The organism is Candidatus Desulfosporosinus nitrosoreducens (assembly GCF_030954495.1).
In the GTDB taxonomy this organism is placed as follows: domain Bacteria; phylum Bacillota; class Desulfitobacteriia; order Desulfitobacteriales; family Desulfitobacteriaceae; genus Desulfosporosinus; species Desulfosporosinus nitrosoreducens.
In genome coordinates this window covers 66,776-83,377 of record NZ_JAVHUW010000072.1, presented here as the reverse complement: position 1 = coordinate 83,377, position 16,602 = coordinate 66,776, and the positions used below count along the sequence as shown (strand labels likewise).

The following is a 16,602-nucleotide window of genomic DNA, read 5'->3' as shown; positions in this document are numbered from 1 at the left end:
AGACTATGCGTATACGAAGCTTTTTGCCTATGAATCAATCAGAAATGAAAGCTCGCGGTTGGTCTGAGCTTGATTTTCTCCTCATCACCGGAGATGCTTATGTGGATCATCCGAGTTTTGGGATTTCCGTCATTGCCCGTGTTCTGGAGAACCAGAATTTTCGCGTAGGTATTCTGGCGCAGCCTGATTGGAAGGATCTCCAAGCTTTTAAAATAATGAGGAAACCCCGTTTGGCCTGTCTGGTTACGGGGGGAAATCTCGATTCCATGGTTAACCACTATACCGCCGCTAAAAAGAAACGCCGGCAGGATGTTTACTCTCCCGGCGGGGAGGCAGGGCTTCGTCCCGATCGGGCGACTATTGTCTATTCCAACAGGGTGAGGGAAGCTCTGCCCGGAGTGCCGGTTATTATTGGCGGCATTGAGGCTTCTTTAAGACGTTTTGCTCATTACGATTATTGGAGCAACGAAGTGCGACGGTCTATTCTCATAGACAGCCAGGCGGATTTGCTGGTTTTTGGAATGGGCGAAAAAGCCATCGTTGAGATAGCGGAGCGGCTCCGGCGTGGGGAAGCAATGACGCAGATCACGGATGTCAGAGGTACTATGGTGCCTTGTAATATAGAGACCGGCCGCCCGGATGCTTTAGTTCTTCCCGGCTATGAAGAGGTTGCGGCGGATAAGAAAAAGTATGCGGAGGCCTTCTGGGTTCAGTATAATCAGCAAGATCCATTCCGGGGCAAAGCAATGCTGCAGGCGCACAACCGCAAAGCCGTATTGCAAAATCCCCCCTCCCTCCCTTTAAGCCAGGCAGAGATGGACTCTGTCTATGCGTTACCTTTTATGGGCACATATCACCCGTCTTATGAGGAAAAAGGCGGAGTGCCGGCGATTGAAGAAGTAGAATTCAGTCTGACCAGTGCCCGCGGTTGCTACGGGGCTTGTTCCTTTTGTGCTTTAACCTTTCATCAGGGACGAATTGTTCAAAGCCGCAGCCCTGAATCAATTATTCAAGAGGCTGAGCAAATGACCTGGAATAATCGGTTCAAGGGGTATATTCATGACGTGGGAGGGCCTACGGCTAATTTCCGTCGCCCTTCATGCCAAAAACAACTGAGAAGCGGAACCTGTGCCCATCGGCAATGTCTGTTCCCCAAGCCTTGTGAAAAACTTGAAAATGACCATGAGGAATATTTAAGTTTGCTGCGGCGTTTGCGCAGCTTACCCAGAGTCAAAAAGGTTTTTGTTCGTTCCGGTATTCGCTATGATGCTGTTTTGGCGGATACAAAGTCGGAATTTATCCGGGAACTTTGTGAGCATCATGTTTCCGGTCAATTAAAAGTCGCCCCGGAGCACGTCAGTGACGAAGTTCTGCGCTATATGGGGAAACCCGGCAAAAAAGTCTACGAGAAGTTTGTGCAGCGTTTTAAAGAGGAAAATGAACGGCTTGGGAAAAAACAATACCTTGTACCCTATCTGATGTCCTCCCATCCGGGCAGTACTTTAAAGGAAGCTATAGAATTAGCCGAATATGTTCGCGATATGGGTGTAAATCCGGAACAAGTCCAGGATTTTATTCCCACGCCCGGAACACTCTCCACCTGTATGTATTATACCGGCCTGAATCCCCAGACTATGGAAAAAGTATATGTACCGCGCAGCCTGCATGAGAAAGCCATGCAGAGGGCTTTAATCCAGTATAGAAATCCCAAAAACTACGAGTTGGTTAAGGAAGCACTGCTGACAGCGCACCGGGAGGATTTAATCGGCTACGGCCCTAAATGTCTCATTCGTCCTGCCGCCAAAATACTTGCCGATAAAGATAAAGATAAGCAGGGTATCAAGTCCAAGAAAGGGCCTGTGCGGAGATCGGGCATGAAAAGTAAACAAGCGGAACCTAAAAATAAAAACACCCCGGAAAGGGTGGGACGAAAAGGGCGGAGCAAAGCAAGAAATTAAGGAACCTCGATTATCTGTTTAAAGAAAAATGAAGTGCAAAATTTGGGCAGTATTATTGTGGAGCCCCATAGTTTTGGCGATTTATTTAGGGATGGTTCGAAAAGCGAACCATCCCTATCTGTTTGCTAACTATTTACTGCCCAGTCTCCAAATTCATCAATCAAAGTATCCTCAACGTCATCAATTACGACACGGCCGATTTCCTTAATATAGCCGCTTTCCGACCAGTCTAAAAAATCCTCGTAAGTAAGGTTTGGTTCTTCATAGTAAAATTTTGAAAGAGAGAACCATAAACCGCTAGCTCCTGAGTTATCGTCTTCATAGCGCAAGACATAAAATTCCGAGTTTTCCAGAGTACTTTGTAAAAAGACTGCTTCACCCGGGACGACAAAAATAACTTGAGCATCTTCATAAACGCGGTTCCTGAATTTCAAAGTAAATGCCTCTAAAAGAGTTTGTTGATGATTTTGGAGACCGGAGGAGCTTTCTCGAGGAGATGTTCCAGTATAGGTAGCTTTTAAAGTCTGAGTTCTTTCCATTTCTTCGGCGATATCTTCCAAACGGCGTGAAACTTCGGGAGGGAGAGTATACTCTTGGCAGGATGTGGCCTGACAATGATAAACCGGCACATTATCAATGTACCCCACACCATGAGCAAGATCAATGGGGATTTTTCGGGTTGTCAAGTATCCTATATCCCCGCAGCCGCAGACGTCAATAGGGTCCATCGGGTCACACACACAGACCACCTCTATTATTTATTATCCATATTATTATTCCATTGCTGATTCGACAAAGAGGCCTAAAATTCCTTTTTAAAATTTTTTACACATAATATAGCCATTTAACACAAACTTTACACAACGATAATTTAGGCTTAATCATGGTATGTTACATTACTTGCAGAACAAGAAATTATCCGACAGGAGGAAAATGTTAAATGGTTGGTAAAAGAGGTAAACTTCTAACAGGTATCCTTGCAGGTGTCTTAGCTCTTTCTCTCGTAGGGTGCGGAACCCAGAGCCCAAGTTCCAGTTCCAATAGTGGAACGCAATCAGCTCAAGAGAAGGCTGAGCCAGTAACGCTTACCGGAGCGGGAAGCACCTTTGTCTATCCATTGTTAAATCAACAAATAGAAGAGTATCGCAAAAATAATCCAAATGTAACCATTAACTATCAAGGAGTCGGGAGCGGCGCAGGAATCCAGCAGATTTCCGGACAAACCATTGACTTTGGCGCTACCGATGGTCCGATGACAGATGATCAGCTTAAAGCTGCCAAAGGCGGAAAGATTCTGCACATCCCCTTGACCCTTGGCGCAACAGCGGTTACTTACAGCTTCCCCAATGCGCCTAAAAATCTCAAGATTTCCCCTAGCGTACTGGCGGATATTTTCCTGGGGAAAATAACAAATTGGAATGATCCTCGAATTGTGGCCGATAATCCCGGTGTTACCTTGCCGGATTTGAAAATTACAGTTGCCCACCGTTCGGATGGAAGCGGAACGACCTATATTTTCACGGATTATCTGAGCAATGTGAGTTCGGATTGGTCTGCGAAAGTGGGTAAAGGAACATCGGTCAACTGGCCTGTTGGGGTTGGCGGTAAAGGAAGCGCCGGTGTCGCCGGTGTTATTCAACAAACCCCAGGTTCCATTGGTTACGTGGAACTTGCTTATGCTGTCCAAAATAATTTGCCTTATGCCATGATGCAGAATAAGGACGGGAAATGGTTGTCTCCCTCGCTGCAAGGAGCTTCAGCGGCTGCAGCGGCTGCGACAATTCCGGATGATATGCGCGTTTCCATCGTTAACGCCTCAGGTGCCGATGCTTATCCGATCTCAGGGTTTAGCTGGGGCTTGATTTATCAGGATCAAACAGATAAAGCCAAAGGAACCGCTTTAGTTAATTTCTTGAACTGGCAGATTCATGACGGTCAGAATCTTTCCGAAGGACTGCAATATGCTAAGCTGCCGGACAGCCTGGTTAGTCGTGAAGAAGCGATGCTTAAATCCGTCACCTATCAAGGTCAGCCTTTACTGAAATAGACATTGCTTAGAGAATAAATGTCTCATAGGGTGGAAAAGCTCAGCAGCGGCTGGGCTCTTTCCGCTGTTAAACAGAAATATAAATGAGGAAGGCGGAAGGATTTGAAGTATGAGTCAGAAAAATAAACTCACAGCTTCAATTGGGGATCAGGCCATGCGTCTGATTACCTTGTTAATGGCCCTTGGTGTTCTCGTACTCATGGTTTGGATTGGCTGGCAGATGTTCGAGTCTGCCCGTCCAAGCATCCAAACCTTTGGCTTTTCATTTATTACCAATCGTGTCTGGGACCCGGTGAAACAAGAGTTTGGGGCCTTTCCTTTTATCTATGGAACTCTGGTTACCTCACTTTTGGCTTTGTTAATTGCCGCTCCGGTCGGTGTTGGTGTCGCCATTTTTTTAAACGAAATGGCTCCGGCCAAGATTCGCAAAATCGTCGCTTTTTTAGTTGATTTGCTGGCGGCGATTCCCAGCGTGGTCTATGGTTTGTGGGGAATTTTTGTGCTGGCTCCCTGGCTGAGAGAAAGTGTGGAACCTGGTTTAGCCAAATGGTTTGGCTTCTCTCCCCTTTTTCAAGGTCCTCCCGTAGGCTTGGGTATGCTGGCGGGTGGTTTGATTCTCGCCGTGATGATTCTCCCGACCATTGCCGCGATTTCCAGAGAAGTCATGGCTGCGGTGCCGGATGCCCAGCGGGAAGCTGCTTTAGCGTTAGGTGCGACCAAGTGGGAAATGATCCGTATTTCCGTTCTCGCTTATGCGAAGTCAGGTATTCTTGGCGGAGTTATGCTGGGTTTGGGGCGCGCCTTGGGAGAGACGATGGCAGTCACGATGGTTATTGGGAATCGCCCGGATGTCCTTCCTTCACTTTTCGCTCCGGCCTATTCCATGGCGGCAGTGATCGCCAATGAATTTACGGAAGCAACCTACAGTCTTTATTTAAGTGCTCTGGTGGAAATCGGGCTTATTCTCTTTGGCATTACGCTTGTTCTTAATATTTTAGCCCGCCTGCTGGTCTGGTCGGTAGCTCGCGGTCCCAAAGGAGGTCATCTGGTATGAATTATAACCTCCGGAAACTCCGCAATTATTTGATGCTGGGAGTTTTTGTATTAACGACCATAGTTGCTCTCGTTCCCTTGTTTGGCGTGCTGGGATATGTTATAAAGAATGGCTTTGGCTCCTTGAACCTGGAATTTCTCACAAGCCTTCCTAAAGCGATGGGTATGACAGGGGGCGGGATGGCCAACGCCATTGTCGGCACGCTGATTATGGTAGCAATAGCCAGTGTTATTGGTGTTCCGGTAGGTATTCTGGCCGCGATTTATCTCACCGAGTATGATCGAACTAGTTGGCTTAGTACCGGAGTTCGCTTTACGACAGATGTATTGACAGGAATTCCTTCAATTATTATTGGAATTGTTATCTACACGACACTTGTGCTTAAAATGAAGCATTTTTCGGCTATCGCGGGAGGGTTATCTCTGGCCATTATTATGATTCCTTTGATCATTCGTTCTACTGAGGAAATGTTGAAACTCGTGCCGCACACCATTCGCGAAGCAGGGTACGCCTTGGGAATTCCCAAATGGAGGACAATCCTGCGCATTGTTCTGCCAACTGCCGCTAAAGGCATTATCACGGGAGCGATGTTGGCCGTTGCCCGTGTCTCGGGAGAAACTGCACCGCTCTTGTTTACCGCCTTGGGGAATCAATATTGGGCCCATTCCTTAAACGAGCCCATAGCTGCCTTGCCTGTTCAAATCTATCAGTATGCCACATCTCCTTACAAAGAATGGCATCAACAAGCTTGGGCAGGGTCATTAGTCTTGATTGCCATGGTGCTGATTTTAAACTTGATAGCACGCCTGGCATTCAGATCTAAGAATAACTAGGATAAGGGGGCTTTTAATAATGGAACAAAATTTAAGTGTTCGCGAGCTGGAAGCGTGGTATGGATCAAATAGAACTCTTAAAGGTATAAATATCGAGATAACCTCTAATCAAGTTACGGCAATCATTGGGCCGTCAGGCTGCGGCAAATCAACCTTTGTTCGCTGTATAAACCGCATGCATGAGACTCTTCCGGGTTCTAAAGTAAAAGGAGACATCATTTTAAATGGCAAAAGCATCTATGATCAGGACCCCGTTTCTTTGCGCAAAATGGTAGGGATGGTTTTTCAAAAGGCAAATCCTTTCCCCTCGATGAGTATTTTTGAAAATGTCGTGGCAGGTGTTAAGCTTAACGGCTTGAGAAGAAAACAAAATCTCCAGGATATTGCCGAAAAAAGCTTGCGCATGGCGGCGTTATGGGATGAGGTCAAGGATCGTTTAAATTATTCGGGCATGAGTTTATCGGGCGGCCAACAACAACGTCTCTGTATTGCCCGTGCTTTAGCGGTGGAACCCGCTGTGCTTTTGATGGATGAACCTGCTTCTGCGTTAGACCCTATTGCTACGATGCATATTGAAGAATTAGTAAGACAGCTGAAAAAAGATTACACTATCGTCATTGTGACGCATAATATGCAACAAGCCGCCAGAATCGCCGACTCTACCGCGTTCTTCCTGAGTGGAGAACTCGTGGAACATGGTCCGACTTCGGAGATTTTCACCAATCCGACGGATAAACGTACTGAAGATTACATTACAGGGCGGTTTGGATGATTAAGGAGGGTACAGCTATGCGGCAATCATTAAATGAGGGGCAGCAGGAGTTAATCAAATTATTGAAAGATATGGCCGAAGAGGTTGAGAAAATCATCCAAGGGAGCATGCAAGCCTTAATCTCTCTGGACCGGACACAAGCGGAATTCTGGATAGGAGAAGACCAGAAGGTCAACGATTATGAGAGGCAAATTGACGCTACAGGCGTCCTGCTGATTGCTACTCAACAGCCTGTAGCCAAGGATTTGCGAAAAATCATTTCGGCCATGAAGATCTCCACAGACTTGGAACGCATGGCGGATTTGGGGATTGATATAGCAAAAGTTGTGCGGAGAATCGACGGCCCTCTCTGCAAACCCCTTGTGGATATCCCCTTGATGACTCAAGGTGCCTTGGAGATGATGCGCCAAGGCTTGGATGCCTATGAACGTGAAGACATGGGGCTCGCTCAAGAGTTAGCCAATTTAGATGATGCGATTGATCATCAATACAATCGGGTAGTTCGCGATTTGTTGGGAATTATGACTCGGCGGCCTGAATTTTTAGATCAAGGGCTGCACTTGACCTTTGTTGCTCGTTATCTGGAAAGAATTGCTGATCATGCTACGAATATTGGCGAAAATGTAATTTATATCGCCACAGCCGAACGCAGAGATCTTAATAAATAACAAGTGGGTATTAACCGCATGAGGTTAATACCCATTTGTTATACGATTGTGATACAATTTTGCCGCCGGAAAAGTAAACCTCGGGAATTTAAGGATAGGAAAGCTATCCTTTTTGTAGGAATAATTTTGACCTTGTTGAAGTGTTGGTTTATACTAAGATAGGTAAAACAGTGATTTGAGGTGTAACCTTGACAAGAAGAGTAGCAGTAGTCACTTTAGGATGTCCAAAAAATCAAGTCGATAGTGAAGTCATGGCAGGGTTTTTAGCCCAAAATTACTCTTTGACGGATTCTCCTGAACAGGCGGATATTATCGTTGTGAATACATGTACATTTATTCAACCTGCTAAGGAGGAGTCCATAGAAACAATTTTTGAGATGGCCGGTTATAAGGAATCAGGAAAATGTCATACTCTAATTGCGACCGGGTGCTTAGCTCAACGCTATGGGTCGGAATTAATGCAAGAAATTCCCGAGCTTGATGGTGTCTTAGGGACGGGAAACATAGATGAAATTGCAGCGATTGTTCAAGCGGCAGAAAAGAAACGAACGAATCTGATTAAAGCAGGAGCTCCGAATTTTTTGCATCATGAGCTGATGCCCAGGAAGCGATCTACGCCCGACTATTTAGCCTATGTTAAGGTTGCCGAAGGTTGCGACAACTGCTGCACCTATTGTGTTATTCCCTATGTCCGCGGGCATTTCCGCAGCCGTCCGGAAGAATCTGTGATTCGTGAAGTCCAGGAGATGGCGGCTCAGGGAGTTAAAGAAATTATGGTCATGGCCCAGGATACGACACGTTTCGGACAGGATTTGGAAGGTGAATTGCTCCTGCCGCGGCTGATTCGCAAGCTTGCTCGAATTGAGGGAATCGAATGGATTCGCTTGATGTATTGTTATCCTGAGCGTTTCACGGACGAACTTATAGAAACGATGCGGCAAGAACCTAAAGTATGTAAGTATATTGACCTCCCGCTGCAGCACGCTGACAATAAAATCCTTAAAGAAATGAACCGTCAGGGTACCATTGAACAGGCTGAGGAGTTAATTAGAAAATTACGCGCGGCCATGCCGGACTTGACTCTGCGTACGACCATGATCACCGGGTTTCCCGGAGAAACAGAACAGGAATTTGAAACCATGGTCAAGTTTATTCAACGTGTTCAATTTGACCGCCTTGGAGTCTTTGCTTATTCTCAGGAAGAGAATACTCCTGCCGGCAAACGGGAGGATCAGGTTCCCCTTGAGGTACGGGAGCGGCGAAGGGATCAGATGATGCAGGTGCAACAGGATATATCCTGGCAGAGGCAACAACGCTGGATTGGTCAAAGTGTTACGGTGTTGCTGGAACAGAAACTTCCGGATGGGCAATGGATGGGTCGTACGGAAGGAGATGCTCCGGAGATTGATGGGCAAGTCTACATCGCCAAGACAGGTGGGCACCCCCCTCTTCAGGCAGGGGATATGATCAAGGTTCGCATTCTTGAAGCGGATAGTTACGATTTAATAGGAGAGGTTGTCTCGTGAATTTACCCAATCGTTTAACTCTAGCGCGCATTATTTTAATACCGGTGTTTATGGCCTTTTTACTTCTCCAAGTGCCCAAAGGCCAAACACTATTCCCTCATCAAGAAGTGGTCGCAGCGATTATTTTTATTTTGGCCTCTGCGACGGATGGTTTAGACGGCTATATCGCCCGTAAGCGTCATCAGGTCACTAATCTCGGTAAATTTATGGACCCCTTGGCAGACAAACTTTTGGTTTCCGCCGCCTTGATTTCTCTTGTCGAGCTGGGGGAAGTGAATGCCTGGGTGGCCTGGATTGTTTTGGCCAGAGAGTTTGCCGTGACGGGTCTGCGGGCCATAGCCGCAGTGGACCGGGTTGTAATTAGCGCCAGCAAACTTGGTAAAATTAAAACAATTACCCAGGTTGTGGCTATATCGGCCATTTTGCTCCATGACTGGCCTTTTTCCCTGATCGGTTTACACATCGGACAGCCCTTATTATATTTGGCGGTATTTTTCACGGTGATTTCCGGCCTGGATTACTTGTTGAAATCTCGGAAGTTATTACATAAATAGATTTAATCTGTTTTAAATTTTTTCTCAGCATTTAAACTTTGAAAATTAGGGAGAGCTTTCTGGCTAACAGAAAGCTCTCCCTTAGCAATTTGATAAATTTAACACAAATTACCTTTCAAGGATAAATCTTAAATTTCTATAAGATATACTGCATGCTATAATGTTGATATAGCATAAAGTGTTGCAAACGGAGGAAGATGCGTATGACGAAACGACGAATATTAGTCATTGGTCTTGCTGGAATAATCATATTTGGCTTGCTATTAGGCGGAAAGGTTCTTTATCAAAAACAATGGATTGATTCCTCCATCTTAAGCCAAAGCCAAAAAATAACCGGAGTGATTTCGGCCAAAACGGTTCAAGTCAATGGACAAGCTGAGATGGATGTGGCTATCCAGCATATCAGCAATCTTCGTCAAGTGAGTCTGGACTTAGAGGCTATCGCCGGTAAAGAACCTATTCGCTATTTAGATCATAGAAATGATTCACTCACAGCTTTATTTGAGCAAATGCAGTTTCCTATCCAAGAGGCAATTTCCCGGGGAAATTTCACCGAGATGGCCCAAAGCCTCCAAACCATGGCGGAAAAATCAGGGGTTCAACTTGAGCTGGCCATGGACAGTGACGCCATTTATATTTTACTGAATCAAGGAAACGCCCAATTGATCGAAGTCGTTGAGCGACATGACCAGGGCCAATTCCTTGAGAGCAAAAAAGAATAGAACCGATTCTTCGGTGGCTTAAAAGTAGACTAAGCCAAATTTTCATATTGTGAGGGGGAGACTATGTGAAACGGGATGTCCTTATCGGTTTGGGTGTGGGTATTCTAGCCTTTTTGCTTGTCATGGGTTATAATATTTTTCCGATCGTGCTCTTGGGGTTAGGCGGGTATTTTCTCTGGACCTTTGGAATTTCACGTCAAGTCATCAAGAACGGTCAAGGCGTAGCGATTACATCGACAATGGTTAATTTTGAGGATATTGGCGGCCAAACGATTGCCAAAAAAGAGCTTCAGGAAGCTTTGGATTTTTTACGTTATTCCGAACGCATGAAAGCTTTGGGAATTCGTCCTTTAAAAGGAATCCTCTTATCGGGACCTACGGGAACAGGGAAAACATTGTTGGCCAAAGCGGCCGCTAAATATACGGATTCTTCCTTTTTGGCGGTTTCCGGCAGCGAGTTTGTGGAAATGTACGCAGGCGTTGGAGCGGAGCGTGTGCGGAGCTTATTTCGCCGAGCGCGGGAAATAGTTAAGAAAGAAAAAAAGTCCAGCGCTATCATCTTCATTGATGAAATGGATATTTTGGGGGCCAAGCGGGGCAGTAATGTTTCCCATCACGAATACGATCAGACCCTTAATCAGTTGCTGATCGAAATGGATGGCCTTAAGACTGATCAAGGTCCGCATATTTTGGTCATGGCCGCAACAAACCGTCCGGAAGCCTTAGATCCCGCTATCCTTCGTCCGGGGCGTTTCGATCGTCAAGTGAAAGTTGATCTTCCCGATAAAGAGGGCAGGATTGCTATCTTGAAAATCCATACTAAAAACAAACCCTTAGCTCATGATGTGGATTTGGAAGCGATTGCTCATGAAACCTTTGGCTTTTCCGGAGCGCATTTGGAGAGCGTTACGAATGAAGCGGCCATTTTCGCTTTGAGGGATCAAGCTACTGAAATCACGGGGCGTCATTTACATGAAGCTGTGGAAAAGGTCATGCTCGGAGAGAAGCTTGACCGCAAACCGACGGCCGAGGAATTGCGCCGGATTGCCATTCACGAAAGCGGCCATGCCATGCTTGCGGAAACCGTGCGGCCAAACTCAGTTTCTCAAGTTTCCATACGTTCGCGGGGCAATGCCTTGGGGTATGTCCGGCATTATCCGAAAGATGACCTCTATCTTTACACGCAAGCGATGTTGGAAGAGCAGATTATGGTTGCCTTAGCAGGAGCCTTGGCGGAAGAGGAGGTGCTGGGAACCCGGAGTACGGGTGCGGCAGGAGATTATGAGCAAGCTTTAGATTTGGTGGAAAAAATGCTTTCAGCGGGTATGTCCTCTTTGGGAGTGACGGATGTTTCTTTGCTGAGTGCCGAACAACGCCAGCCCGTGACGAAGGATATCTTAGCTCAACTGGAGAAACGCACCATGTTTATTGTTCAGCAAAATAAAAATATTTTGCTGCGCATCAGCGATCTTTTACAAGAAGAGGAAAGTCTGAACGGGGACACTTTGCGCAGATATTTACAAAATGCTGCCTAGTTGCCGGAACCTCATTGCGAGGTTCATTTTTTTGCCTTTAGAAGGATAACTTAAGGTAAGGTGAGAAATAACTAAGCAAGCATAACTAACGCGGATATATTTGCGTTGGTACTGGGAGAGTGATAGAATAAATGAAAGCTGAAATTGTGGCTACTGGAACGGAGTTGTTACTTGGAGAGACACTTAACACGAGTGCTCACTACTTGACCGGAAAACTTTCCTCTTTAGGCATCGAGGTAGACTATCATACTACGGTTGGAGACAATTCAGAACGCTTAGAGCAAGTGCTGCGCCAGGCGATTGACCGCTCAGACCTTTTAGTGACAACCGGAGGGCTGGGCCCCACAGCGGATGACCTGACCAAAGAACTTGTTGCTAAAGTCTTGAATTTGCCAATGGAGCTGGACCAAACCAGTTTACAGCAGATCGTTCAGTTTTTTGGCCGCCGGAAAGCTCCAATGCCTTCTAGTAATGAGAAACAGGCCTATTTTCCAAAAGGCTCTAAGATATTGCCTAATCCTATCGGTACGGCACCTGGCGCTATCATTGAAAAGAGTGGGAAGACAGTTATCATATTGCCAGGCCCCCCGTTTGAAATGAAACCGATGTTCGATGACTATGTCTGGCCTGAATTGCAACGAATTGTCGGGCCGGATTCGGAGCGGATGAATGAACGAGTCTTAAAGGTTTTTGGTATCGGTGAATCTGCCATCGAGGAAGTACTGGGTGGCCTCATGCATCTTGCGGATGTCTCAATCGCTTTGTTGGCTAAACGAGCGGAAATGCATATTCGTTTAGTGGCGAGAGGAACGGAAGCGACGTCGGGAATCGCCGTGGATTCGTTAAAGCACGCGGAAGATGAGATTCGACGGCGCCTTGGAGACAAAGTGTTTGGTCGCGACGAGGAGACAATGCTGGGCATTGTAGGGCAGACTCTCAAAAAGAATCAGTTAACGCTTGCAACGGCCGAGTCTTGTACTGGAGGCTTACTTGGTGCGACCTTAACTCAAGAACCGGGAAGTTCGGAGTTTTATCTTGGAGGGGTTGTAAGTTATTCGAATTCTCTGAAACAACAACTTCTAGGGGTCAAGGAAAAGACCCTTAATCAGTTTGGGGCTGTAAGCGAAGAAGTGGCTCGCGAGATGGCTGAAGGCATCCGCTCTAAATCGGGATCGGATCTGGCCATCTCAACAACAGGCATTGCCGGTCCGGGTGGAGGCAGTTCCTCGAAACCAGTAGGTTTGGTTTATATTGGGATCGCTTCACCCGAGGGGGTTTACGCGCGAAAGTTTCAGTTTTACGGAGAACGGGAGTCTGTGCGCCAATTGACCGTTCAAGCCGCCCTTAATGGGATAAGGCTGCACATGTTGAACAAGGAAAGGGGATAATAATTAGGTGATGGTTGAACGTTTACAATCCTTTGGGGATATTCAGTTGAGTAAGCATATCGTACAGGCTTTGTCGGAAATGGGATTTGAGGAGCCTTCTCCAATTCAGCAGCAGGCGATTCCTGTTGCGCTGGAAAATGTGGATGTTATTGGCCAAGCTCAGACCGGAACCGGGAAGACGGCCGCTTTTGGAATTCCAATAACTGAGAAGGTAAACTCGAAGTTTCAAGCCGTGCAAGCGCTTATCGTTACGCCTACTCGGGAACTGGCTATTCAGGTCGCGGAGGAAATCGCTAAGATCGGAAAATACAAGCATGTAAAACCATTGCCAATCTATGGTGGACAGCCGATTGACCGGCAGATACGTGCCTTGCGCATGGGGTACCAAGTTGTCGTTGGAACGCCGGGAAGGCTGTTGGACCATTTAAATAGAGGTACACTGCGTTTGCAGCATGTTAAAATGGTTGTATTAGATGAAGCCGATGAAATGCTGGATATGGGTTTTGTTGAAGATATCGAGGGGCTTCTCAAGGCGGTTCCTGAAGAAGGCCGTCAGGTCATGCTTTTTTCGGCGACAATGCCCCAGGCGATTCGCAAGTTAGCCCAGACTTACATGAAGAGTCCCCGCTCTGTGACTGTCAGCAGGGATGAATTGACCGTACCGCTCATTGACCAAGTGTTTTATGAGACCAGAGAGAGTATTAAGGTTGATGCGCTCTGTCGCATCATTGACATGGAGGATATCGGACAGGGGATCACCTTTTGCCGCACAAAGCGAGGCGTGGACGAGCTGGTTGTGGCCCTTGAAGCCCGGGGATATGTCGCTGATGCTTTGCATGGAGACTTAAGCCAGCAGCAGCGGGACCGGGTTATGAAACGTTTCCGGGATGGAAAGACGGAGTTGCTTGTCGCCACAGATGTTGCGGCTCGGGGCTTAGACATTAATAATTTGACACACGTTATAAATTTTGACATACCTCAGGACCCGGTGTCCTATGTGCATAGAATTGGGCGTACGGGACGTGTCGGCCGCCGGGGACAAGCCATAACCTTGATTTCTCCCAAAGAATACCGCCAGCTTCGTTTGATTGAAAACTTAATCAAGACGCGAATACGGCGCCAGGAGCTCCCATCCTTAGCGGATATTAGTGAGCGTCAGGCAGATAATCTCAAGAATCAGCTCGTGAGGTTGATTCAAGGCAATCGCCTGGGAAATTATCGCGCCATTATTGGAGATTTGCTTGAGGAATACGATTCGACCGATGTCGCCGCCGCCGCTTTAAAATTTGCGGTTGAGGGGGCCAATGCCGAAGAACGGCCTGAAGAGAATGACCAGGATATGAATCATTTCGGAAATACCGGAGCCGCGCCGGGAATGGTCCGCTTCTTTATGAACATTGGCCGGGTTCAGCAAATCCGCCCGCAGGACATTATCCGCTGGATTGCTGAAGAAAGTGGAGTTCCGGGAAAGATTATTGGTATGATCAATATCTATGACAAGTTTACATTCGTAGAGGTTCCCGAAGAATATGCTTCAAGGGTTTTAAGTTGTATGCATCAAGCTATGATTAAAGGGCGAAGAGTCAGTGTTGAGCCGGCTAAAGCTCGTGAAAACACAGATTATTAGACTTTAAAAACTCCGGACGAAAAAGCTGGTCTGTTCAGGACTTAGCTTTTTCTCTTATTGTCTGAGTTATGGAGTTTTAGGTGAAATGCCGGCTTTACTGTCGAATTGCACTATAAACAAATTGACAAGTATTGAGACTAGCCCCTATAATGGTAATCGAACAGATGTTTTGCGAACGCGAAAATGCGTTTTAACTGAGTGAGGAGGACGGCAAATGGCTGAGACAAATAAGCTAAAGGCACTGGATGTTGCGTTGGCACAGATTGAAAAGCAGTTTGGCAAAGGTTCCATTATGAAACTAGGGTCTTCAGCTGGATCTGTGATAGACGTTATACCTACGGGTTCTCTGGCTTTAGATTTGGCCTTGGGGGTTGGCGGAGTGCCGCGTGGCCGGATCATAGAAATATTTGGACCTGAGTCTTCCGGTAAAACGACGGTCGCTTTACATATTATTGCCGAGGCCCAAAAACTGGGTGGCGTAGCTGCCTTTATTGACGCGGAGCATGCCCTCGATCCTGTCTACGCCAAAGCTCTGGGAGTCAATATCGAGGAACTGTTGGTTTCCCAACCGGATACCGGCGAGCAGGGCTTAGAAATTTGTGAAGCTCTGGTGCGCAGCGCTGCTGTGGATGTTGTCGTTCTCGATTCTGTTGCCGCTTTAGTACCTAGAGCGGAAATTGAGGGAGAGATGGGCGATAATCACGTCGGTCTGCACGCCCGTCTAATGTCTCAGGCCTTGCGCAAGCTGACCGGATCAATCAGCAAGAGCAATACCTGCGTAGTGTTTATCAATCAAATTCGTGAAAAAATTGGCGTAATGTTTGGCAGTCCGGAAACGACCACGGGAGGGCGAGCCTTAAAATTTTATGCCACGATCCGTGTCGATATTCGCCGGCAAGAGGCTTTGAAACAAGGGCAGGAAATTGTCGGAAATAAGACTCGGGTTAAAGTCGTTAAGAATAAAGTCGCTCCTCCTTTTAAATCCGCGGATTTTGATATAATGTACGGAGAAGGAATTTCTAGAGAAGGAAGTATTGTAGATATCGGCACGGAAATGGAGATAATATCCAAATCAGGTGCCTGGTATTCCTATAATGGAGAACGTTTAGGGCAAGGCCGGGAGAATGTCAAAGAATATCTCAAACAACATCCGGATGTTGCCCTTACTTTAGAAAACTTAATTCGTTCCAATATGAACTCCCCAGTCACATCCACGGCTGCCGCAGATGAAGATGATTCGCTTGACGAGTCATAAGCCCCGGAAAAGTGCTTGGGAAACAGCTTTGGATTGTTTGTCAAGGAGGGCGCTGACAACTCATGAACTGGAAGCTCGTCTCAGCGATAAAGGGTTTGCCGGCGAAGAGATCGGCGAGGCGGTCGCTAAACTGGTGGATTATGGTTACCTCAATGACCGGGAGCTTGCTTTGAGTTATGTCAAAAGCCGCCTTAAACGGTATTCGCGCCGCAGGGTTATCTTGGATATGCAGAACCGGGGAATCGCTTCCCGCTTGATTGAAGAAGTGCTGGAGGAGGCGTATTCCCAGGCTGAGGAATTTCAACAGTGTTTATTTCTAGCCCGGAAATGGTGGGCCCAAGAGGAACAGCACCGGCAGGAAAAAGCCTCTAAAGATCTAAAGGGACAATTGATACCGGCCGAGTTGCTGGTACAGCAAAAAGTTGTCCGCAAGCTTATTCAACGAGGATATCCCTCGGATATGGTAAGAGGTGTCGTTTCAGAGATACAATCTCCGCGCAATGATGAGACAATTGATTTCTAAGTCTTGCGGCGGAACTCCGGATTTTTTCTGAAAACTTGAATAAAATCGGCCCATTTAGGACAAGCTTGACATTAATTGCAAATAATATTAAAATCTTAACAGAGACCTGTCTCTGTTAAGATTTAGCCTTTAATGGTTTT

The 16,602-nt window shown here is 46.6% G+C and carries 15 protein-coding genes; 14 read left to right on the top strand and 1 reads right to left on the bottom strand.

Features of this window, described 5'->3' with window-relative positions:
* Nucleotides 1–5: 5 nt before the first annotated feature.
* Nucleotides 6–1,958, top strand: coding sequence for a YgiQ family radical SAM protein (locus REC12_RS20805; protein WP_308897710.1), 1,953 nt, complete (start codon nt 6–8; stop codon nt 1,956–1,958).
* 125 nt (nt 1,959–2,083) lie between these two features.
* On the opposite strand, the gene REC12_RS20800 is transcribed toward REC12_RS20805, so the two are convergent.
* Nucleotides 2,084–2,698, bottom strand: coding sequence for a hypothetical protein (locus REC12_RS20800; protein WP_308897709.1), 615 nt, complete (start codon nt 2,696–2,698; stop codon nt 2,084–2,086).
* Between the two features lie 200 nt (nt 2,699–2,898).
* Here REC12_RS20800 and pstS point away from each other — a divergent pair, with 200 nt between their 5' ends.
* The 13 genes from pstS to REC12_RS20735 all read left to right on the top strand — a co-directional run bounded on the left by pstS (nt 2,899) and on the right by REC12_RS20735 (nt 16,462).
* Nucleotides 2,899–4,005 (top strand): phosphate ABC transporter substrate-binding protein PstS, encoded by a 1,107-nt coding sequence (pstS, locus tag REC12_RS20795; protein ID WP_308897708.1) that lies wholly within the window; start codon nt 2,899–2,901, stop codon nt 4,003–4,005.
* Between the two features lie 109 nt (nt 4,006–4,114).
* Complete coding sequence (gene pstC, locus REC12_RS20790) at nt 4,115–5,059, top strand: phosphate ABC transporter permease subunit PstC (protein WP_308897707.1); 945 nt, start codon at nt 4,115–4,117, stop codon at nt 5,057–5,059.
* On the top strand, nt 5,056–5,892 hold the full coding sequence (gene pstA, locus REC12_RS20785) for a phosphate ABC transporter permease PstA (protein ID WP_308897706.1): 837 nt from the start codon (nt 5,056–5,058) through the stop codon (nt 5,890–5,892). The genes pstC and pstA overlap by 4 nt, the downstream gene beginning before the upstream one ends.
* Before the next feature lie 19 nt (nt 5,893–5,911).
* Nucleotides 5,912–6,664, top strand: a complete 753-nt coding sequence (gene pstB, locus REC12_RS20780) for a phosphate ABC transporter ATP-binding protein PstB (RefSeq protein WP_308897705.1) — start codon at nt 5,912–5,914, stop codon at nt 6,662–6,664.
* A gap of 17 nt (nt 6,665–6,681) precedes the next feature.
* Nucleotides 6,682–7,332, top strand: a complete 651-nt coding sequence (phoU, locus tag REC12_RS20775) for a phosphate signaling complex protein PhoU (protein ID WP_308897704.1) — start codon at nt 6,682–6,684, stop codon at nt 7,330–7,332.
* A gap of 188 nt (nt 7,333–7,520) precedes the next feature.
* Nucleotides 7,521–8,858, top strand: a complete 1,338-nt coding sequence (rimO, locus tag REC12_RS20770) for a 30S ribosomal protein S12 methylthiotransferase RimO (RefSeq protein ID WP_308897703.1) — start codon at nt 7,521–7,523, stop codon at nt 8,856–8,858.
* Nucleotides 8,855–9,412: a CDP-diacylglycerol--glycerol-3-phosphate 3-phosphatidyltransferase gene (pgsA, locus tag REC12_RS20765; protein WP_308897702.1), complete on the top strand. Its 558-nt coding sequence runs from the start codon at nt 8,855–8,857 to the stop codon at nt 9,410–9,412. Before rimO ends, pgsA begins: the two co-directional genes overlap by 4 nt.
* 203 nt (nt 9,413–9,615) lie before the next feature.
* Entirely contained in the window at nt 9,616–10,134 is a 519-nt protein-coding gene (locus REC12_RS20760; RefSeq protein ID WP_308897701.1) for a hypothetical protein, read from the top strand.
* A 65-nt stretch (nt 10,135–10,199) separates the two neighbouring features.
* Nucleotides 10,200–11,669 (top strand): AAA family ATPase, encoded by a 1,470-nt coding sequence (locus REC12_RS20755; RefSeq protein WP_308897700.1) that lies wholly within the window; start codon nt 10,200–10,202, stop codon nt 11,667–11,669.
* A gap of 131 nt (nt 11,670–11,800) precedes the next feature.
* The gene (locus tag REC12_RS20750; RefSeq protein ID WP_308897699.1) at nt 11,801–13,057 is read left to right on the top strand and encodes a competence/damage-inducible protein A; all 1,257 of its coding nucleotides are present in this window, start codon (nt 11,801–11,803) and stop codon (nt 13,055–13,057) included.
* Between the two features lie 7 nt (nt 13,058–13,064).
* On the top strand, nt 13,065–14,684 hold the full coding sequence (locus REC12_RS20745; protein WP_308897698.1) for a DEAD/DEAH box helicase: 1,620 nt from the start codon (nt 13,065–13,067) through the stop codon (nt 14,682–14,684).
* Between the two features lie 214 nt (nt 14,685–14,898).
* Nucleotides 14,899–15,939 (top strand): recombinase RecA, encoded by a 1,041-nt coding sequence (gene recA, locus REC12_RS20740; RefSeq protein ID WP_308897697.1) that lies wholly within the window; start codon nt 14,899–14,901, stop codon nt 15,937–15,939.
* Nucleotides 15,917–16,462: a regulatory protein RecX gene (locus tag REC12_RS20735; protein ID WP_308897735.1), complete on the top strand. Its 546-nt coding sequence runs from the start codon at nt 15,917–15,919 to the stop codon at nt 16,460–16,462. The genes recA and REC12_RS20735 overlap by 23 nt, the downstream gene beginning before the upstream one ends.
* The last annotated feature ends 140 nt before the right edge of the window (nt 16,463–16,602 follow it).